The 19,551-nt window shown below is 54.7% G+C and carries 16 protein-coding genes and 1 pseudogene; 11 read left to right on the top strand and 6 right to left on the bottom strand.

What is annotated here, in order from left to right:
* Window positions 1–134 precede the first annotated feature (134 nt).
* The 5 genes from pgi (at window position 135) to OGW13_RS17170 (ending at window position 5,960) form a co-directional block, all read left to right on the top strand.
* Window positions 135–1,781 carry a glucose-6-phosphate isomerase gene (gene pgi / locus OGW13_RS17190; protein ID WP_042999019.1) on the top strand — a complete coding sequence of 549 codons (1,647 nt, stop codon included), beginning with the start codon at window positions 135–137 and terminating at the stop codon, window positions 1,779–1,781.
* Window positions 1,782–2,185: 404 nt separating this feature from the next.
* The gene (yjbE, locus tag OGW13_RS17185) at window positions 2,186–2,428 is read left to right on the top strand and encodes an exopolysaccharide production protein YjbE (protein WP_042321038.1); all 243 of its coding nucleotides are present in this window, start codon (window positions 2,186–2,188) and stop codon (window positions 2,426–2,428) included.
* 63 nt (window positions 2,429–2,491) lie between these two features.
* The gene (locus OGW13_RS17180) at window positions 2,492–3,130 is read left to right on the top strand and encodes a YjbF family lipoprotein (protein ID WP_042999020.1); all 639 of its coding nucleotides are present in this window, start codon (window positions 2,492–2,494) and stop codon (window positions 3,128–3,130) included.
* Window positions 3,127–3,864, top strand: coding sequence for a capsule biosynthesis GfcC family protein (locus tag OGW13_RS17175; RefSeq protein WP_042999021.1), 738 nt, complete (start codon window positions 3,127–3,129; stop codon window positions 3,862–3,864). The genes OGW13_RS17180 and OGW13_RS17175 overlap by 4 nt, the downstream gene beginning before the upstream one ends.
* Window positions 3,864–5,960, top strand: coding sequence for a YjbH domain-containing protein (locus OGW13_RS17170; RefSeq protein ID WP_090050358.1), 2,097 nt, complete (start codon window positions 3,864–3,866; stop codon window positions 5,958–5,960). Before OGW13_RS17175 ends, OGW13_RS17170 begins: the two co-directional genes overlap by 1 nt.
* A gap of 12 nt (window positions 5,961–5,972) precedes the next feature.
* Here OGW13_RS17170 and OGW13_RS17165 read toward each other — a convergent pair whose 3' ends face one another.
* The gene (locus tag OGW13_RS17165; RefSeq protein ID WP_287116315.1) at window positions 5,973–6,437 is read right to left on the bottom strand and encodes an acyltransferase; all 465 of its coding nucleotides are present in this window, start codon (window positions 6,435–6,437) and stop codon (window positions 5,973–5,975) included.
* A gap of 10 nt (window positions 6,438–6,447) precedes the next feature.
* Window positions 6,448–6,958: pseudogene (locus OGW13_RS17160) on the bottom strand (GNAT family N-acetyltransferase).
* A gap of 140 nt (window positions 6,959–7,098) precedes the next feature.
* Between OGW13_RS17160 and psiE the strand changes: the two are divergent.
* Entirely contained in the window at window positions 7,099–7,509 is a 411-nt protein-coding gene (psiE, locus tag OGW13_RS17155; RefSeq protein ID WP_042999025.1) for a phosphate-starvation-inducible protein PsiE, read from the top strand.
* 92 nt (window positions 7,510–7,601) lie between these two features.
* Here the strand turns inward: psiE and malG are convergent, their stop codons facing one another.
* From malG to malE, 3 genes are all read right to left on the bottom strand, one after another.
* Complete coding sequence (gene malG, locus OGW13_RS17150; RefSeq protein ID WP_044253369.1) at window positions 7,602–8,492, bottom strand: maltose ABC transporter permease MalG; 891 nt, start codon at window positions 8,490–8,492, stop codon at window positions 7,602–7,604.
* Between the two features lie 103 nt (window positions 8,493–8,595).
* The gene (gene malF, locus OGW13_RS17145) at window positions 8,596–10,140 is read right to left on the bottom strand and encodes a maltose ABC transporter permease MalF (RefSeq protein WP_287116314.1); all 1,545 of its coding nucleotides are present in this window, start codon (window positions 10,138–10,140) and stop codon (window positions 8,596–8,598) included.
* Between the two features lie 126 nt (window positions 10,141–10,266).
* Window positions 10,267–11,457 carry a maltose/maltodextrin ABC transporter substrate-binding protein MalE gene (gene malE, locus OGW13_RS17140; RefSeq protein ID WP_042999028.1) on the bottom strand — a complete coding sequence of 397 codons (1,191 nt, stop codon included), beginning with the start codon at window positions 11,455–11,457 and terminating at the stop codon, window positions 10,267–10,269.
* A 369-nt stretch (window positions 11,458–11,826) separates the two neighbouring features.
* Between malE and malK the strand changes: the two genes are divergently transcribed.
* The 5 genes from malK (at window position 11,827) to ubiA (ending at window position 16,950) form a co-directional block, all read left to right on the top strand.
* Window positions 11,827–12,936, top strand: a complete 1,110-nt coding sequence (gene malK, locus OGW13_RS17135; RefSeq protein WP_042321056.1) for a maltose/maltodextrin ABC transporter ATP-binding protein MalK — start codon at window positions 11,827–11,829, stop codon at window positions 12,934–12,936.
* Between the two features lie 74 nt (window positions 12,937–13,010).
* Complete coding sequence (locus OGW13_RS17130) at window positions 13,011–14,336, top strand: maltoporin (protein ID WP_042999029.1); 1,326 nt, start codon at window positions 13,011–13,013, stop codon at window positions 14,334–14,336.
* A gap of 107 nt (window positions 14,337–14,443) precedes the next feature.
* Window positions 14,444–15,388 carry a maltose operon protein MalM gene (gene malM, locus OGW13_RS17125; RefSeq protein ID WP_044253364.1) on the top strand — a complete coding sequence of 315 codons (945 nt, stop codon included), beginning with the start codon at window positions 14,444–14,446 and terminating at the stop codon, window positions 15,386–15,388.
* 179 nt (window positions 15,389–15,567) lie between these two features.
* The gene (ubiC, locus tag OGW13_RS17120) at window positions 15,568–16,065 is read left to right on the top strand and encodes a chorismate lyase (protein ID WP_042999031.1); all 498 of its coding nucleotides are present in this window, start codon (window positions 15,568–15,570) and stop codon (window positions 16,063–16,065) included.
* 12 nt (window positions 16,066–16,077) lie between these two features.
* Window positions 16,078–16,950 (top strand): 4-hydroxybenzoate octaprenyltransferase, encoded by an 873-nt coding sequence (gene ubiA / locus OGW13_RS17115; protein WP_044253361.1) that lies wholly within the window; start codon window positions 16,078–16,080, stop codon window positions 16,948–16,950.
* 130 nt (window positions 16,951–17,080) lie between these two features.
* Here ubiA and plsB read toward each other — a convergent pair whose 3' ends face one another.
* Entirely contained in the window at window positions 17,081–19,501 is a 2,421-nt protein-coding gene (gene plsB / locus OGW13_RS17110; RefSeq protein ID WP_042999033.1) for a glycerol-3-phosphate 1-O-acyltransferase PlsB, read from the bottom strand.
* Window positions 19,502–19,551: the final 50 nt, after the last annotated feature.

Genomic DNA, 19,551 nt, shown 5'->3' with positions numbered 1-19,551 from the left:
GTACTTATAACAACGCTGTTTTTTCACTGTATTTGACCGAAGCCAGGGCAACGGCACTAAAACAATCACACTTTTCTGTGACTGGCGTTACAATCGATCTCAGTCACAATTCTCAAATCAGAAGAGTATTGCTAATGAAAAACATCAATCCAACGCAGACCTCTGCCTGGCAGGCACTACAAAAACACTTTGACGACATGAAGGACGTTACCCTCGCGGATTTGTTCGCGAAGGATAACGATCGCTTCAGCAAATTCTCCGCAACGTTTGACGATCTGATGCTGGTGGATTACTCCAAAAACCGCATTACCGAAGAGACGCTGGCGAAACTGCAGGATCTGGCGAAAGAGACCGATCTGGCAGGCGCCATCAAATCCATGTTCTCCGGCGAGAAAATCAACCGTACGGAAGATCGTGCCGTGCTGCATGTGGCGCTGCGTAACCGTAGCAATACCCCGATTATGGTTGACGGCAAAGATGTGATGCCGGAAGTCAACGCGGTGCTGGAGAAGATGAAATCTTTCTCCGAAGCCATTATTTCGGGTCAGTGGAAAGGTTATACCGGTAAAGCGATCACCGACGTGGTCAACATCGGTATTGGCGGCTCCGACCTCGGCCCGTTCATGGTGACCGAAGCGCTGCGCCCATACAAAAATCACCTGAATATGCACTTTGTTTCTAACGTCGACGGTACCCATATCGCCGAAGTGCTGAAGAAAGTGAATCCGGAAACTACCCTGTTCCTCGTGGCGTCCAAGACCTTCACCACGCAGGAAACCATGACCAACGCCCACAGCGCGCGTGACTGGTTCCTGAAAACCGCCGGTGATGAAAAACACGTTGCGAAACACTTCGCTGCACTGTCTACCAATGCGAAAGCGGTTGGTGAGTTCGGTATTGATACCGCCAACATGTTCGAGTTCTGGGACTGGGTGGGCGGTCGTTATTCTCTGTGGTCAGCGATTGGTCTGTCGATCATCCTGTCTGTCGGCTACGACAACTTTGTGCAACTGCTGTCCGGCGCGCATGCGATGGATAAGCACTTCTCGACCACGCCTCTGGAGAGCAACCTGCCGGTGCTGCTGGCGCTGATCGGCATCTGGTACAACAATTTCTTCGGTGCTGAAACCGAAGCCATCCTGCCGTACGACCAGTATATGCACCGTTTCGCGGCCTACTTCCAGCAGGGCAATATGGAGTCCAACGGGAAATATGTTGACCGTAACGGCAACCCGGTGGATTACCAGACGGGTCCGATCATCTGGGGTGAGCCGGGAACCAACGGTCAGCACGCGTTCTACCAGTTGATTCATCAGGGAACCAAAATGGTGCCTTGTGACTTTATCGCCCCGGCGATTACCCATAACCCGCTGTCCGATCACCATCCGAAGCTGCTGTCTAACTTCTTCGCCCAGACTGAAGCGCTGGCGTTCGGGAAATCCCGCGAAGTGGTGGAGCAGGAATACCGTGACCAGGGTAAAGATCCGGCCACGCTGGAACACGTGGTACCGTTCAAAGTGTTTGAGGGCAACCGCCCGACTAACTCCATCCTGCTGCGTGAAATCACCCCGTTCAGCCTGGGGGCGCTGATCGCCCTGTATGAGCACAAAATCTTTACACAGGGCATCATCCTGAACATCTTTACCTTCGACCAGTGGGGCGTTGAGCTGGGTAAACAGCTGGCAAACCGTATTCTGCCGGAGCTGAAAGATGATAAGGCGATCGAAAGCCACGACAGCTCGACTAACGGATTGATTAACCGTTATAAAGCCTGGCGTTAATCTGCCAGCGTGCCGGATGGCGGCGAATGCCTTATCCGGCAAATTAATAATGAAATCAGCCGATATTATTATCGGCTTTTTTTATAAGATAATTCCGGTTGTCCGTGTTGTTCTCCACCGTTCTATATTGAGCATAATCCTAAAATAATAAATAACCGGAAAATAACGCCGTGTTATTTTAGGATAATACGGATCGTTCAGATGTCAGGTTTTAATGATAACTAATTGTTTTTAATGTTTATTGTTATTTTAATTAAAGTAAATAATTCAACAAAAGTCCAATTATCCTAAAACCATTCCGCTATTTCCCCCTGCCGTAATTCGCATGCTTTAGTTGTGTATACTCGATCCCGCCCGAAACGCTTTTGGGCAAATCTCCATTCATTCAATGAAGGGAAATTGTTATGAAAAAAGTTCTGTATGGCATTTTTGCCATATCTGCGCTTGCGGCGAGTTCTGTCTATGCAGCCCCCGTTCAGGTGGGTGAAGCAGCAGGCTCGGCAGCAACGTCGGTGTCGGCGGGTAGCTCCTCGGCATCCAGCGTGAGCACCGTAAGTTCGGCGGTGGGTGTCGCTCTGGCGGCAACCGGCGGCGGTGACGGTTCCAATACCGGGACCACCACCACAACCACCACCAGTACCCAGTAACACCGGTACGTTTAACTCTAACCACACTTCGGTGTGGTTATTTTGCCCCTCTGGAGAAGAGTCGTGAAGCGACCTGCGCTCATATTACTTTGCCTGCTGTTACAGGCCTGCTCAGCCACCACAAAGCAGCTGGGCAACTCACTGTGGGACAGTCTGTTTGGCACGCCCGGCGTCCAGCTAACGGACGATGATATCCAAAACATGCCCTACGCCAGCCAGTACATGCAGCTCAACGGCGGGCCGCAGCTGTTTGTGGTGCTCGCTTTCGCAGAGAACGGGCAGCAGAAATGGGTGACGCAGGATCAGGCCACTCTCGTGACCCAGCATGGTCGTCTGGTGAAAACGTTGCTTGGCGGCGACAACCTTATCGATGTGAATAACCTCGCAGATGACCCGCTGAGTAAACCGAATCAGATCGTCGACGGTGCCACCTGGACCCGCACGATGGGCTGGACGGAATACAAGCAGGTGCGCTATGCCACCGCGCGCTCCGTCTTTACATGGGATGGCAACGACACGGTAAAAGTCGGTAGCGAAGAGACGCCGGTTCGCGTGCTGGACGAAACTGTCACGACCGATCAAGCGCGCTGGCATAACCGTTACTGGATCGATAACGAAGGGCAAATTCGCCAGTCGGAGCAGTATCTGGGCGCGAACTTTTTCCCGGTGAAAACCACGCTGATTAAGGCGGCAAAATCATGATGAAACGGACTCTTGCAGCGCTGATCTTCAGTCTGAGCGCGTCATCTGTTTTTGCTGCGGGGACCGTTAAGGTCTTTAGCGCCGGTAGCACAGAGCCGAAAACGCTTACCGGCGCTGATCATCTTATCGATCTGGTGGGACAGCCCAGACTGGCGAACAGCTGGTGGCCTGGCGCGGTGATCGCTGAAGAGAAAGCGACCGTGAAAGCGCAGGGCCAACAGCAGGCGCTGCTGGCGCGTCTGGCGGCGTTAAGCGCCAACGCAAGCGGGGACGATGCCGCCGCCATTAACGCGTTGCGCCAGCAAGTTCAGGCGCTGAAGGTGACGGGTCGACAGCTGGTGAATCTCGATCCGGACATCGTGCGGGTCAGCGAACGCGGCAATCCGCCGTTGCAGGGCAACTACACGCTGTGGGTCGGCGGGCAGCCGACGGACGTCACGCTCTTTGGCCTGATAAGCCGTCCCGGTAAGCAGCCGTTTATGCCCGGACGCGACGTCGTCAGCTATCTCGATGGACAAGACCGGCTCAGCGGCGCGGATCGCAGCTATGCGTGGCTTGTTTATCCCGATGGCCGAACGCAGAAGGTGCCGGTGGCGTACTGGAATAAGCGTCACGTTGAACCGATGCCTGGCAGCATCATTGTTGTCGGGCTGGATGATTCTCTCTGGAGCAGCGAACCGGAAGCGCTGAACGCCGACATTCTTCATACCCTGACGCAGCGGATACCTGAATAATGAAAAAAACATATCTGCTCAGCTTACTGGCGCTGGGCATCAGCGCAGCCTGCCATGCCGAAACGTATCCGGCGCCGATTGGACCCTCTCAGTCGGATTTTGGCGGCGTGGGATTATTACAGACCCCAACCGCGCGCATGGCGCGTGAAGGGGAGTTGAGCCTCAACTATCGTGATAACGATCAGTACCGTTACTACTCCGCCTCCGTACAGCTTTTCCCCTGGCTGGAAACCACGCTGCGCTACACCGATGTGCGGACCAAAAAGTACAGCAGCGTCGAATCGTTTTCCGGCGATCAAACCTACAAAGATAAAGCGTTCGATCTGAAGTTACGCCTGTGGGAAGAGAGCTACTGGATGCCGCAGGTGTCGGTCGGTGCGCGAGATATCGGCGGGACTGGCCTGTTTGATGCGGAATACCTCGTGGCGAACAAAGCCTGGGGACCGTTTGATTTCTCACTCGGCCTCGGCTGGGGATATCTGGGAACCAGCGGCAACGTCAGTAACCCGCTCTGTTCGTACAGCGATAAATATTGCTACCGCGATAACCGCTATAAACAAGCTGGCTCCATTGATGGCAGCCAGATGTTCCACGGCCCGGCATCGTTGTTTGGCGGCGTTGAGTACCAGACGCCGTGGCAGCCCCTGCGACTGAAGCTGGAATATGAGGGCAATAACTACCAGCAGGATTTTGCGGGCAAGCTGGAACAGAAAAGCAAGTTTAACGTCGGCGCCATTTACCGCGTCACCGATTGGGCCGACGTTAACCTCAGCTATGAACGTGGTAACACCTTTATGTTTGGGGTAACGCTGCGGACTAATTTCAACGACTTACGCCCATCGTATAACGATAACGCGCGGCCGAAATACCAGCCGCAACCGCAGGACGCGATCCTGCAACACTCAGTGGTGGCGAATCAGTTGACGCTGCTGAAATACAACGCCGGACTGGCAGATCCGCAGATTCAGGTGAAAGGCGATACGCTGTACGTGACCGGCGAGCAGGTGAAATACCGCGACTCGCGTGAAGGTATTGAACGGGCGAATCGGATCGTGATGAACGATTTGCCAGAGGGGATCCGCACGATCCGCGTGACGGAAAACCGTCTCAACCTGCCGCAGGTCACTACCGAAACGGACGTCAGCAGCCTGAAACGCCATCTGGAAGGCGAACCGCTGGGACAGGAAACGCCGCTGGCGCAACAGCGCCTTGAGCCGATAGTGCCGGAACGCACTGAGCAGGGCTGGTATATCGACAAGTCGCGCTTCGACTTCCACCTCGATCCGGTGCTGAACCAGTCCGTGGGTGGACCGGAAAACTTCTACATGTACCAGTTGGGTGTGATGGCGACGGCGGATCTGTGGATGACCGATCACCTGCTGACCACCGGAAGCTTGTTTGGCAATCTCGCCAATAACTACGATAAATTCAACTACACCAATCCACCGAACGATTCGAAGCTGCCGCGTGTGCGTACCCGCGTGCGTGAATATGTGCAGAACGACGTTTATGTGAACAACCTGCAAGCTAACTATTTCCAGTACTTGGGTAACGGTTTCTATGGTCAGGTCTACGGGGGTTATCTTGAAACCATGTATGGCGGGGCGGGGGCAGAAGTGCTGTACCGTCCGGTCGACAGCAACTGGGCGTTTGGTCTGGATGCAAACTACGTGAAACAGCGTGACTGGCGCAGCGCGCAGGACATGATGAAATTCACCGACTACAGCGTGAAGACCGGACACTTGACGGCCTACTGGACGCCGTCATTCGCCCAGGACGTGCTGGTGAAAGCAAGCGTCGGTCAGTATCTGGCGGGGGATAAAGGCGGCACGCTGGATATCTCTAAACGCTTTGACAGCGGCGTGGTGGTGGGTGGTTACGCCACGCTTACCAACGTCTCGCCGGATGAGTATGGCGAAGGGGATTTCACCAAAGGCGTCTACGTGTCGATTCCGCTGGATCTCTTCTCTTCCGGCCCGACCCGCAGTCGTGCGGCCATCGGCTGGACGCCGCTGACGCGTGATGGGGGTCAGCAGCTCGGACGTAAATTCCAGCTCTATGACATGACCAGCGATAAAAGTGTGAATTTCCGCTGAGTTAACGTGGTTTTATCCAGCCGGAAGACGGCGTAATAATCTGGCTGGATTACCCACATATACGCCTTTTTCGGTGATTGATTTGGTCACCACGCTACCCGCACCGATAACTACGCCATCGCAGATACTGACCGCCAGTATTGTCGCGCCGCTACCAATGGAGACATCGTCACCAAGAGTAATTCGTCCCCAACTGCTGCGGTCGGCATTGGGTTTTCCTTCCCGAAACATATCGTTAGCGAACATGACGCCGTGGCCGATAAAGCAGCGGGAACCGATGGTGACATATTCGCAAATGAAGCTATGCGACTGGATTTTTGTCTCTGCGCCAATCTGCGTATTTCCCTGAATTTCGACAAAGGGGCCGACAAAAACGTTGTCGCCAAGCCGGCAGTCGTAGAGATTGGCGGGTTCATAAATCACTACATTTTCACCACAGGTGACATTGCGGAGGGTGGACTGATGAGTCGTTGCCATTTTGGGTCTCTCAGAGCGGTTTTTTCATAACGTGAAGCGTAGTGGTCTGCGACGTGGTGGAAAAAAAAAGTGTCTTTCACAAAGGTCATTCCCTGCTGTTCATAGAACTGACGTGCCCGGGGGTTATCCGCCAGTACCTCCAGCCAGATCCGTGTTTCCCCTTGCGCTTTGGCCTGACGGACCACTTCGGCAAAAAGCTGTTCACCGTACTGTTTGCCAGTTTCGCCCGGCAGAAGGTAGATCTTATGCAGCAATGTCCCCGGCGGGTCTTGTGGCTCAAGGGCCTGATGTAACGAATACTTCGCAAAACCAATCGGGACGTCAGTAAAAGCGATCAACCAGAAGGTGCCCGCTTCTGCGAGACTTCTGGCGATGGCGGGCAGAGAATATTCCTGCTCAAGATACGCCGCCAGTTCGTCATCGTTTTTCCACAGATGGGCAAAATGATGACGATAGCTGGTATATCCCATTGTGCTCAACAGGCTGGCATCGTCTTGTATTGCCATTTGAAACCGAAGCATTTCGCCTTCCTTTCAGAATGTTAGGGTTGAAAGGATTGTCACACCCTTTTCTGATTGCACAAAACATAAACAAAAAATATAGAACTCCGTCACATTTTTGCGTTATACAGGAACCTCACCACTGAGAAAGAGGTGCTGTTATGACGTCACTATCTCGTCCGCGCGTGGAGTTTATCTCTACGATCCTACAGACCGTGTTGAACCTTGGGCTGTTGAGTCTGGGCCTGATCCTGGTCGTATTCCTCGGCAAAGAGACACTGCATCTGGCTGATGTGCTTTTCGCGCCTGAACAAGCCAGCAAGTATGAGCTGGTGGAAGGGCTGGTTGTCTACTTTCTCTATTTCGAATTTATCGCGCTGATTGTGAAGTACTTTCAGTCAGGCTTTCACTTTCCGCTGCGCTATTTCATCTATATCGGGATCACCGCGATTGTCCGGCTGATCATCGTCGATCACAAATCGCCAATGGACGTGTTGATCTATTCGGCGGCGATCCTGCTGCTGGTGATCACCCTCTGGATGTGTAATTCGAAACGCCTGAAGCGCGAGTAAAAAAAGGGCGCTCCGTGGAGCGCCGAATTACAGTCACAAGTTGGATAAAACAAGTTGAGGGTGCAGTGGCATTACAGGTACTTCGATGAAACTTAGCCTTTGACTCCGCCCGCCGTCAGGCCGTTGACCAGCCAGCGCTGCGCCAGCAGGAAGACCAGAGTGATTGGAATAGCGGACAGCACGGCGGCAGCGGCAAAATCGCCCCACAGATAGTTTTGTGGGTTGAGGTACTGCTGCATCCCGACCGCCAGGGTGTAGCTGTTCACATCACGTAGCAACAGTGAGGCAACCGGTACTTCGGTGATGGCGGCAATGAACGACAGAATAAAGACCACCGCCAGAATGGGCACCGACAGCGGCAGCAACACCAGACGGAACGCCTGCCACGGGGTTGCTCCATCCAGTGCGGCCGCTTCTTCCAGCGAGCCGTCGATGGTTTCGAAATAGCCTTTGATGGTCCACACATGCAGTGCGATACCGCCGAGATAGGCGAAGATCACCCCGCCGTGGGTGTTCAGACCGATAAACGGAATGTACTGACCGAGGCGATCGAACAACGCGTACAACGCGACCAGCGACAGCACCGCCGGGAACATCTGGAAAATCAGCATTCCTTTGAGCAGCGTGGCTTTGCCAGGGAAGCGCATACGGGCAAAAGCGTAGGCACAGGTAGTGGACAGCGCCACGATACCCATTGCGGTGATCCCGGCGATTTTCACCGAGTTCCACAGCCATAACAGTACCGGGAAGGGGGGCGGCGTGACGCGGCCATCAGCGTGTTCAACGCTAAAGCCCAGCGCCAGCCGCCAGTGCTCCCAGGAGATTTTTTCCGGGATCAGGCTCCCGGTCGCAAAGTTACCTTCACGCAGCGAGATGGCGATAACCATCAGCAGCGGGAACATGATCGCCGCGATAAATATCAGCAGCAGCAGATGCGTGATAAAGAGGCGCAACTTTTGAGATTTCGGTTGGACCATAGCCATAATTTTTCTTCACTCCTTAATACCGCTCCAGGCTATTTCACTTGCCATTCTGAATGCTGGCAGCATCCAGACTGGCGGCGCCAATGACGCCTGGTGATGCTGATTAATCAAATTTCATGCGTGTGGCTTTCAGGTTCACAATCGCCAGGGCGCCGACCAGCAGGAAGATCAGCGTGGCGATTGCCGCCGCCAGACCAAAGTCCTGACCGCCGCCGCCTTCAAAGGCGATGCGATAGGTGTAGCTCACTAACAGGTCGGTATACCCGGCTGGCGTGGTCGTTCCGAGGCGATCCGGACCGCCGTTGGTTAACAGTTGAATCAGCACGAAGTTGTTAAAGTTAAAGGCGAAGCTGGCGATCATCAGCGGCGTCAGCGGCTTGATCAGCAGCGGGATCGTAATCTTAAAGAAGTTCTGGAACGGGCCTGCGCCATCCATTGCCGAGGCTTCGTACAGGTCGTCCGGAATCGCTTTCAGCAAGCCCATGCACAGGATCATCATGTACGGATAACCGAGCCAGGTGTTGACGATAATAATCATCGAACGGGCAGTGGTCGGATCGCTGAACCACGCCGGTTTGATGCCAAACAGCGCGCTCAGCATCATGTTGATTTCACCAAAGCTCTGGTTGAACAGCCCTTTGAAAATCAGAATTGAGATAAACGACGGCACGGCGTACGGCAGGATCAGCAGGACGCGGTAAATGGCCTTACCTTTCAGCGATTCCCACTGCACCAGACACGCCAGTACCATCCCCACGGCGACGGTCAGAATCACGGTCAGCACTGAGAAAACCACCGTCCACACGAAGATGGCGAAGAATGGCTTCTGGATCCCTTCGTCCGTAAAGACGCGGGTAAAGTTATCCCAGCCGATGGTCACGGTGTAGCCTGGACTCAGCTTCTCATCACCCCAGTTGCCGTCCGCATTGATGGACTGGTAATAGCCGATGCCGTTATTGGGACGGTATTTCACGCCGCTCTGGTTGTTGGTTAACATGCCGTCATCAGCGAGGGTGTACAGCGGCTGCGTACCGGAGAACTGGCGCAGCGAGCTCATGATCACTTTGCTGCCATCGGGCATCACGGCGGTAATCTGATTCAGCGCCTGGCGATTCTGGGTGATGATGCGCAGCGTTGCGCGTTCACCGGTCGGCAGGGCGTCTGTCTCTTTCAGCGCCAGCTTTTGCTCGCCACCAAATTTAAAAGCGTCGGAGAGGTAATTCTTTCCGGTTTCGCCGTCGGTGAGGGCCAGTTGCCACTCTTCACCGGCAGGATACAGCCCGAAGTTAAAGGATTTACCCGCCTGATAAGAGCGGTCCATCAGCACCTCTTGGGCGCGTTCGAAAGTGAGCTGGTTGGTGCTGCTGTAGTTGGTAAAGGCAATGGCGATGGTGCAAATCAGCGGAAACAGGACAAACAGTCCCATACCTGCCATGCCAGGGTAAACGTAGCGCCAGGCGTAGGTCTTACGGTTGGCAAAAATGTACAGGCCAGCAGAGCTTAAAATCAGCGTCATGATGGCGAACAGGTACTCCCCCTGTGCATACATTAAAACAACAAGGTAACCCACCAGCAGGCCCAGCAGACCTATCACTGACCATTTCAGCGTGTCGCTTTGCCACCAATGTTTCTTTTTAATGACATCCATGGGGATCTTCCTCTACAACGGTGAAATCTTGTCGTGAATGTGCCGGATGGCGACATAAATGCCTTATCCGGCCTACAGACGTTTGTAGGCCTGATAAGCGCAGCGCCATCAGGCACATCGACAGCATTACTTGGTGATACGGCCCTGCGCGTCTTTCAGTGCTGCGTCAACGGTCTGACGACCGCTGGCGGCGTTGATGACCGCCGTACGAACCGCGTACCAGAACGCAGACATCTGCGGGATGTTCGGCATGATTTCGCCTTTCTGGGCGTTATCCATAGTGGCGGCGATACGTGGATCTTTCGCTAACTGATCCTGATAGGATTTCAGCGCCACGGCGCCCAGCGGTTTGTCCTTGTTCACTTCTTCCAGACCTTGATCGGTCAGCAGGTAGTTTTCCAGGAACTCTTTTGCCAGTTCTTTATTCGGGCTGGCGGCGTTAATACCGGCACTCAGCACGCCGACGAACGGTTTAGACGGTTTGCCTTTGAAGGTTGGCAGCAGGGTGACGCCGTAGTTCACTTTGCTCTTATCGATGTTCGTCCATGCCCACGGACCGTTGATGGTCATCGCCGTATCGCCTTTGTTAAAGGCCGCTTCGGCGATGGAGTAGTCGGTGTCGGCGTTCATGTGTTTGTTCTTGATGAGGTCAACCAGGAAGCCCAGACCCGCTTTCGCGCCTGCGCTGTCGACGCCCACGTCTTTCACGTCGTACGTGCCGTTTTCAAACTTGAATGCGTAACCGCCGTCGGCAGCAATCAGCGGCCAGGTGAAGTACGGCTCTTGCAGGTTGAACATCAGCGCGCTCTTACCTTTCGCCTTCAGCTCTTTATCCAGTGCCGGAATTTCTTCCCAGGTCTTCGGCGGGTTTGCCACCAGGTCTTTGTTGTAAATCAGCGACAGCGCTTCAACCGCGATCGGATAGGCGATCAGTTTGCCGTTGTAACGCACGGCATCCCAGGTGAACGGATAGAGTTTGTCCTGGAACGCTTTATCCGGCGTGATTTCAGCCAGCAGGCCAGACTGTGCGTAACCGCCAAAACGATCGTGCGCCCAGAAAATGATGTCCGGACCGTCACCGGTTGCCGCGACCTGCGGGAATTTCTCTTCCAGCTTGTCCGGGTGCTCGATGGTCACTTTGATACCGGTGTCTTTCTCGAATTTTTTACCCACTTCGGCCAGGCCGTTATAGCCTTTGTCGCCGTTAATCCAGATAACCAGTTTACCTTCTTCAATTTTGGCCAGAGCCGGTGCGGAAATCATCATTGCTGCGAGGGCGGACAATGCGAAAACGCGTGCGCCAGTCTTGATCTTCATATCTGCCATCCTTTTGGTGATGTGCTCGTGGTAAGACTTCAGTGGTTCAACGTGACTCAGTCTCCTTATTTGACATCCTCTTTCCATCCTCCTTACCCCTACGCCCCACCCGCTCTTTATGTGATCTGTGTTGCAGAAATGTGAGTAATGCGTACTGGCGCACATAAAAACAGACTCATTTTTGCGGGGGACATCACGAAATTACGCGATGTCCCCCGGCCAGGGTCTCAGACTTCCTTCCCTCATCCTCCCGACTCCTCCCCCATAAAAAAGCTGGGGGGTGGAGGATTCACGCTCGCAGTGAATCCCGCATAGTCGGGCCATCATGAATGTTGCTGTCAATGACAGGTTGTAACGAAGGGAGAAGGCATGGCGAGCGTACAGCTGCGAAATGTAACGAAAGCCTGGGGTGATGTGGTGGTATCGAAAGATATCAATCTCGACATTCACGAAGGGGAATTCGTGGTGTTTGTTGGACCGTCAGGCTGCGGCAAATCGACCCTGCTCCGTATGATTGCCGGACTTGAAACGATTACCAGCGGAGATCTCTATATTGGGGAAACCCGCATGAACGATATCCCCCCTGCGGAACGTGGCGTCGGGATGGTCTTCCAGTCCTACGCGCTCTACCCCCATTTATCCGTTGCCGAAAATATGTCGTTTGGCCTGAAACTGGCGGGCGCGAAAAAAGAGGTAATGAATCAGCGTGTTAACCAGGTTGCCGAAGTGCTGCAACTGGCGCATCTGCTGGAGCGTAAACCGAAAGCCCTTTCAGGGGGACAGCGCCAGCGCGTGGCGATTGGCCGTACGCTGGTGGCGGAACCGCGTGTGTTCCTGCTCGATGAACCCCTCTCCAACCTTGATGCCGCGCTGCGCGTGCAGATGCGTATCGAAATCTCCCGTCTGCATAAACGCCTGGGTCGCACGATGATCTACGTCACCCACGATCAGGTCGAAGCGATGACGCTGGCCGACAAAATCGTGGTGCTGGATGCCGGTCGCGTCGCGCAGATTGGCAAGCCGCTGGAACTGTATCACTACCCGGCAGACCGCTTCGTCGCGGGTTTTATTGGTTCACCGAAGATGAACTTCCTGCCGGTGAAAGTCACCGCAACCGCCATCGACCAGGTGCAAGTGGAACTGCCGAACCGTCAGCACGTCTGGCTACCGGTCGACAGCCGTGATGTGCAGGTCGGCGTAAATATGTCGCTAGGTATTCGTCCGGAACATCTGCTGCCCAGTGATATCGCCGATGTCACGCTGGAAGGCGAGGTTCAGGTCGTCGAACAGCTTGGTCACGAAACACAGATTCATATTCAGATCCCCGCCATTCGTCAAAACCTGGTGTACCGCCAGAACGACGTGGTGTTGGTAGAAGAGGGCGCCACATTCGCTATTGGCCTGCCGCCAGAGCGTTGTCATCTGTTCCGTGAAGATGGCACCGCATGTCGTCGGCTGCATAAAGAGCCAGGCGTTTAAGGTGTCCCATTAAAAAAAAGCGCAAAACCCTACGGTGAAGCGTGCAAAGAAAAGCAATGATCTCAGGAGATAGAATGATGATTACTCTGCGCAAACTCCCCCTGGCGGTTGCCGTCGCAGCAGGCATTATGTCTGTTCAGGCAATGGCAGTGGATTTCCATGGTTATGCTCGTTCCGGTATCGGCTGGACGGGTAGTGGCGGCGAACAACAATGTTTCCAGGCAACCGGTGCTCAAAGTAAATACCGTCTTGGCAACGAATGTGAAACGTACGCGGAACTTAAACTGGGCCAGGAAGTCTGGAAAGAGGGCGATAAGAGCTTCTATTTTGACACCAACGTTGCCTACTCCGTGGCACAGCAGAATGACTGGGAAGCCACCGACCCGGCATTCCGTGAAGCGAACGTACAGGGTAAAAACCTGATCGACTGGCTGCCTGGCTCCACCATCTGGGCAGGTAAGCGCTTCTATCAGCGTCATGACGTTCACATGATCGACTTCTACTACTGGGATATTTCAGGTCCTGGCGCCGGTATCGAAAATATCGATCTGGGCTTCGGTAAACTGTCTCTGGCCGCCACCCGTTCTCAGGAAGCCGGCGGCTCTTACATCTTCAGCAGCAATGATATCTATGACCGTTACAAAGACACGGCGAACGACGTTTTCGACGTGCGTTTAGCCGGTCTGGAAACGAACCCGGACGGCGTGCTGGAACTGGGTGTTGACTACGGTCGTGCGAACAAAACTGACGGCTACAGCTATGCCGACGGTGCCACTAAAGACGGCTGGATGTTCACCGCTGAACATACGCAAAGCATGCTGAAAGGCTACAACAAGTTTGTCGTTCAGTACGCTACCGACGCAATGACGACTCAGGGTAAAGGGATCCCGCAGGGCTCCTTCACGGGTAACAACTACAACCCAGATACGGAAATTGGCGTCGTTAACAACGAAATCAACAACAACGGTAGTCTGGTGCGTATCCTCGACCACGGTGCTATCTCTCTGGGCGACCGTTGGGACCTGATGTACGTCGGTATGTATCAGGATATCGACCGTGACGATAACAACGGTTCAACCTGGTACACCGTCGGTGTGCGTCCGATGTTCAAATGGACACCGATCATGAGCACCCTGATGGAAATCGGCTACGACAACGTGAAGTCTCAGCGTACCGACGACACCAACAACCAGTACAAAATTACCCTGGCGCAACAGTGGCAGGCTGGCGACAGCATCTGGTCCCGCCCGGCTATCCGTGTCTTCGCGACCTACGCGAAGTGGGATGAGAAATGGGGTTACGACAACGGCATTGCCTACAGCGATACCAGCGCGCGCACCTACAGCCGTGGCGACAACGATGAGTGGTCCTTCGGTGCTCAGATGGAAATCTGGTGGTAATCCGGCACTAACCTGACGTAGCGAGGGGCGTAAGCCCCTCTGTTTCTCGCGGTTTAGCGCGCTATTGCCTGGCCACCGCTGAACCCACGCTTTCTGAGGTGATAACAATGAAAATGAAGAAAAGTCTCGTCGCCCTTTGTTTATCCGCAGGGTTAGTTGCCAGTGCGCCGGGCATCAGCCTGGCTGACGTGAATTACGTTCCACAGAATACCAGCGCCGCACCGACGATTCCGACGGCGGCACTCCAGCAGTTAACCTGGACGCCGGTTGACCAGTCCAACACGCAAACCACACAGCTTTCGACCGGCGGTCAGCGTCTTGATGTCGCGGGCATCTCCGGTCCGGTTGCCGCTTACAGCGTACCGGCGAACATCGGGGAGCTAAACATAACGCTCACCAGCGAAGTGAACAAACAAACCAGTGTCTTCGCGCCCAACGTCCTGATTCTCGATCAGAACATGACGCCTTCTGCGTTCTTCCCCAGCAGCTATTTCACCTACCAGGAACCGGGCGTGATGAGCGCGGATCGTCTGGAAGGGGTGATGCGCCTGACGCCAGCGCTGGGCCAGCAGAAGCTTTATGTTCTGGTCTTTACGACCGAGAAAGATCTTCAGCAGACCACCAAACTGCTCGATCCAGCGAAAGCCTACGCCAAAGGCGTGGGTAACTCGGTGCCGGATATTCCGGATCCGATCGCCCGCCATACCACCGACGGTCTGCTGAAGCTGAAAGTGAAAACCAGCAGCAGTTCCAGCGTGCTGGTGGGGCCATTGTTTGGTTCTTCCGGCCCGGGTCCGGTGACGGTGGGCAATACCGCCGCTCCTGCGCCGACCTATGCTGCACCTGCTGCCGCGCCGGTGGTTGCACCTGCGCCCGCGAAGAAAAGCGAGCCGATGTTGAACGACACCGAAAGCTACTTTAACAAAGCGATTAAAGACGCCGTCGCGAAAGGTGACGTTGATAAAGCGCTGAAACTGCTTGATGAAGCTGAACGTCTGGGATCAACTTCTGCCCGTTCCACCTTTATCAGCAGTGTAAAAGGCAAGGGGTAATTTCTCCCCACATTGCTGATTTGCAACAACTGGTGCGTCAACTGGCGCACCTTTTTTTTAGCATTTCCTGCGACTTGTTACGTTTCTGTTGCGTAACAGATCACTTAATTATGTTTCCATCTTCCGTAAGCGCTTTTCTGCGATACAATGCCTTTCAGTTATGAAACGGAGAGTCAGGCATGTCACACCCCGCGTTAACGCAACTGCGTGCGCTGCGCTATTTTGAAGAGATTCCCGCCCTGGATCCAGAACAGCTCGACTGGCTGCTACTGGAAGATTCCATGACAAAACGTTTTGAACAACAGGGAAAACGGGTCACTGTGACCCTGATCAGGGAGGGATTTGTCGGTCAAAATGAGGTGGTGGAAGAGCTGACGCGACTGCCAAAAGAATCCCGCTACTGGCTGCGTGAAATCCTGCTCTGTGCCGATGATGAACCCTGGCTGGCTGGACGCACCGTGGTGCCTGAATCCACGCTGTCCGGCCCCGAACTGGCCTTACAACACTTAGGCAAAACCCCGCTGGGGCGTTATCTGTTTACATCATCGACGTTGACCCGAGATTTTATTGAGATTGGTTGTGATGCCGGGCTGTGGGGACGTCGTTCCCGCCTGCGACTGAGCGGTAAGCCGCTAATGCTGACCGAACTGTTTTTACCTGCATCGCCGTTGTACTAAGAGGAAAATAAAATGGAGTGGAGTCTGACGCAAAATAAGCTGCTGGCGTTTCACCGCTTGATGCGTACGGATAAGCCCATCGGCGCCTTACTGCTGCTCTGGCCGACGCTATGGGCTCTGTGGGTAGCGACCCCTGGCGTCCCTCAAGGGTGGATCCTGGCGGTGTTTGTCGCCGGGGTCTGGCTGATGCGTGCCGCCGGATGCGTGGTTAATGACTATGCCGATCGAAAATTTGACGGACACGTAAAACGCACGGCGAACCGCCCACTGCCCAGCGGCGCGGTGACGGAAAAAGAGGCCCGGACGCTGTTTGTGGTGCTGGTACTGCTCGCTTTTCTGTTGGTATTAACGCTCAACACCATGACCATATTGCTGTCGGTTGCAGCACTGGCGCTGGCGTGGGTCTATCCGTTTATGAAGCGCTACACCCACCTGCCGCAGGTGGTGCTGGGGGCGGCGTTTGGCTGGTCGATCCCGATGGCCTTCGCGGCGGTGAGTGAGTCGGTACCCTTGAGCTGCTGGCTGATGTTCCTGGCCAATATCTTGTGGGCGGTGGCCTACGACACGCAGTACGCGATGGTTGACCGCGATGACGATCTGAAAATCGGCATTAAATCGACGGCCATTCTGTTTGGCGAACATGACAAGCTGATTATCGGTATCTTGCAGGTGGCGGTGCTGGCGCTGATGGCGCTGATTGGCTGGCTGAACGGTCTGGGGCTGGGTTATTACTGGTCTGTGCTGGTCGCGGGCGCGCTGTTTGTTTATCAACAGAAACTGATTGCCAACCGCGAACGCGAGGCCTGCTTTAAAGCATTCATGAACAATAACTACGTCGGGCTGGTGTTGTTTATCGGTCTGGCAATGAGCTACTGGCACTTATAAAGCATCTTGCCCGCTGGCGCTGCGCTTATCGGGCCTACCAAACCGTAAGCCGATGTAGGCCGGATCAGGCGGAACGCCGCCATCCGGCAATCTAACATAAAAAAGCCGGTCATCTTGACCGGCTTTTTCTTTACTCGCTCTGCGTCGCGCTCTCGATGGTGAGGCGTACATCCGACGTGATGAGTTCCGCCAACATCTGATACACCTTCATCGTTTCGCCCGGCTCCGCATCGCCGGTATCGCTGATGTAACCCTCGTCACGCAGGGTCAGCACCAGTGAGCTGAACACCGCCTTGTCGAAGAATTCCGGCGCGTTAATACCGTGCAGCACGGACAGACGCTGCGCCACGGTGCGGCTTTCTTTCTCCAGCGTCCCGCGGTTGATCGACGGGTTAGCGCTCAGCAGCCAGAAGGTGATGGCATAACGCTGCAGCGTTTCGCGCGCACCCGCGGCCAGCAGTTGCAGCGTACGGGAATGAGCCGGATTGATATGCAGTTCATCATCCTGAACGGTAATCAGCCCCTGACGCTGCATTTCAGCCGTCAGCGCGTCAATCACGTCTGCCAGCTCATCGCGCTCCCAGCGCAGGAACAGCTCGGCTTTCAGCATCGGGTAGAGCACGTCAACGTGTTGCAGCAACGCTTCGCGGGAAATATGACGATGCTGGGTGACGATCGCCGCCATCAGTGACGGTAGCACCAGCATATGCGCGATGTTATTGCGATAGTAGGTCATCAGCACCGCCTGCTCGCGCGGCAGAATGATGATATCGCCAATGGTATCCTTCTCGACTTCGAATTTGTTCATCTGCAACGCGTGATCGATAAGATCGCTGGCGTTGACAGACGGCACGGTCGAATCAGAGGAATACGGCACGTTGCGCATCAGATCCAGGTAACAGTTGAGCTGCTCGGTCAATTGTTCGCGGGTCAGCGAACGCTGGCGAGACGCTAATAGCGCGGTGCAGCACAGGTTCATGGCGTTCGCCGCACCCGCATTGTTAATACGCACCATCAGCTCCGCCGCAATCCCGTTTACCGTCGGCGTCAGCCAGGCTGGACGCACGGCTTCGATCGGATCGATAGACTCGCGCCACTCCGGCACGTGGTGATTCAGGTAGGTCATCAATGGCATTGGCTCGCCAAAGTTGACGTAGCCCTGACCGAGATTACGCAGCTTGCTCAGGCCACGCAGCATCTGCGGCAGGCTCTCTTTCTCTTTGGTCGCGCCGCGCAGCTCTTTGGCATAGGTTCCCACTTCCATCACGTGCTCGTAACCGATGTAAATCGGCACCAGGGTGATCGGACGGGTGCCGCCGCGCAGCATCGCCTGGATGGTCATCGACAGCGTGCCGGTTTTTGGATCCAGCAGACGACCGGTACGGGAACGACCGCCTTCGACAAAGTATTCAACCGAGTAGCCGCGGCTGAACAGTTCGCCCAGATACTCACGGAAAACCGTGGAATAGAGTTTGTTGCCTTTAAAGGTACGACGAATAAAGAACGCGCCCAGGCGGCGGAAGATCGGGCCCGCCGGCCAGAAGTTCAGGTTGATACCCGCAGCGATGTGCGGCGGCACCAGCCCCTGGTGATAGAGCACGTAGGAGAGCAGCAGGTAATCCATGTGGCTGCGGTGGCAGGGAACATAAACAATTTCGTGCCCGTCGTGCGCCAGTTGGCGAACGCGTTCTGCGTTGTGAACGTTAATCCCCTGATACAGCCGGTTCCAGGTGAATCCCAGAATACGGTCAGTCAGGCGAATCATCTCGTAAGAGAAGTTGGCGGCGATCTCTTCCATCAGCGCAATGGCGTTTTGCTGCGCCTTTTCATGGGAGATTTTCTTGCTGCGCGCTTCGTCTTCTACCGCGCGGGCAATCGCTTTGGACGCCAGCAGCTTGTTGAAGAGATCCTGACGCGCAGGCAAACGTGGCCCCACAGCGGCCAGGCGCTGACGGGCGAAGTGCATACGCGCCACACGCGCCAGTTTCTGCGCAATGGTTTTATCCGTGCCGTGCTCATCGGCCATTCGGCGCAGAGAGACGGAAGGCGAGAAGCGGACAAAGCTGTCGCGGCCAAGCCAGGAGACGGCAAAGAATTTCTGAATGCCATTAAGCATGCGCAGCGGCGGGTTAACCTCGCCCTTTTCACGACCCGGAGAACGTCCAAACATCACCGACACCGGCACCATTTGCACATCCAGATCCGGATTGCTGCGATGCAGGTCGAGATAGTTATGGAACAGCTTGATGGACTCTTCTTTCGGCGTGTAATAGGTGAAGACACGCGGTCCGCCGTGAATGAACACATAGCGTGGCAACTGTGTGCCATCGATCTCCAGCGGTTCTAACGGGTCGGGGAGATCGTGCGCCAGACATTGCGCGCGCAGCGTCAGCAAGTCCGCTTTGGAGTTGTACGGCAAAACGTACATAATTGGGCGAGAGGTGTCGAGTCCCAATTCCGGGGCAGGATCTGCCGGAATAGACTTGCTTTTTACCAGTACACTTAATGGTAAATTCAGGATTTTGTAGTAAATTCGTGGCCAGCCGGACATAAACGATGTAAAGCCTCTGGTTAATAATGCAATTGCGTTGCAAGGATATC

The organism is Citrobacter sp. Ca225 (genome assembly GCF_030337175.1).
Lineage (GTDB): Bacteria > Pseudomonadota > Gammaproteobacteria > Enterobacterales > Enterobacteriaceae > Citrobacter_A > Citrobacter_A amalonaticus.
This window is presented reverse-complemented; position numbering and strand designations above follow the sequence as displayed.

Coding starts and splice junctions, on each gene's coding strand:
- pgi (WP_042999019.1), top strand. CDS start 135: ATGAAAAACATCAATCCAACGCAGACCTCTGCCTGGCAGGCACTACAA.
- yjbE (WP_042321038.1), top strand. CDS start 2,186: ATGAAAAAAGTTCTGTATGGCATTTTTGCCATATCTGCGCTTGCGGCG.
- OGW13_RS17175 (WP_042999021.1), top strand. CDS start 3,127: ATGATGAAACGGACTCTTGCAGCGCTGATCTTCAGTCTGAGCGCGTCA.
- OGW13_RS17170 (WP_090050358.1), top strand. CDS start 3,864: ATGAAAAAAACATATCTGCTCAGCTTACTGGCGCTGGGCATCAGCGCA.
- OGW13_RS17165 (WP_287116315.1), bottom strand. CDS start 6,437: ATGGCAACGACTCATCAGTCCACCCTCCGCAATGTCACCTGTGGTGAA.
- psiE (WP_042999025.1), top strand. CDS start 7,099: ATGACGTCACTATCTCGTCCGCGCGTGGAGTTTATCTCTACGATCCTA.
- malG (WP_044253369.1), bottom strand. CDS start 8,492: ATGGCTATGGTCCAACCGAAATCTCAAAAGTTGCGCCTCTTTATCACG.
- malF (WP_287116314.1), bottom strand. CDS start 10,140: ATGGATGTCATTAAAAAGAAACATTGGTGGCAAAGCGACACGCTGAAA.
- malE (WP_042999028.1), bottom strand. CDS start 11,457: ATGAAGATCAAGACTGGCGCACGCGTTTTCGCATTGTCCGCCCTCGCA.
- malK (WP_042321056.1), top strand. CDS start 11,827: ATGGCGAGCGTACAGCTGCGAAATGTAACGAAAGCCTGGGGTGATGTG.
- OGW13_RS17130 (WP_042999029.1), top strand. CDS start 13,011: ATGATGATTACTCTGCGCAAACTCCCCCTGGCGGTTGCCGTCGCAGCA.
- malM (WP_044253364.1), top strand. CDS start 14,444: ATGAAAATGAAGAAAAGTCTCGTCGCCCTTTGTTTATCCGCAGGGTTA.
- ubiC (WP_042999031.1), top strand. CDS start 15,568: ATGTCACACCCCGCGTTAACGCAACTGCGTGCGCTGCGCTATTTTGAA.
- ubiA (WP_044253361.1), top strand. CDS start 16,078: ATGGAGTGGAGTCTGACGCAAAATAAGCTGCTGGCGTTTCACCGCTTG.
- plsB (WP_042999033.1), bottom strand. CDS start 19,501: ATGTCCGGCTGGCCACGAATTTACTACAAAATCCTGAATTTACCATTA.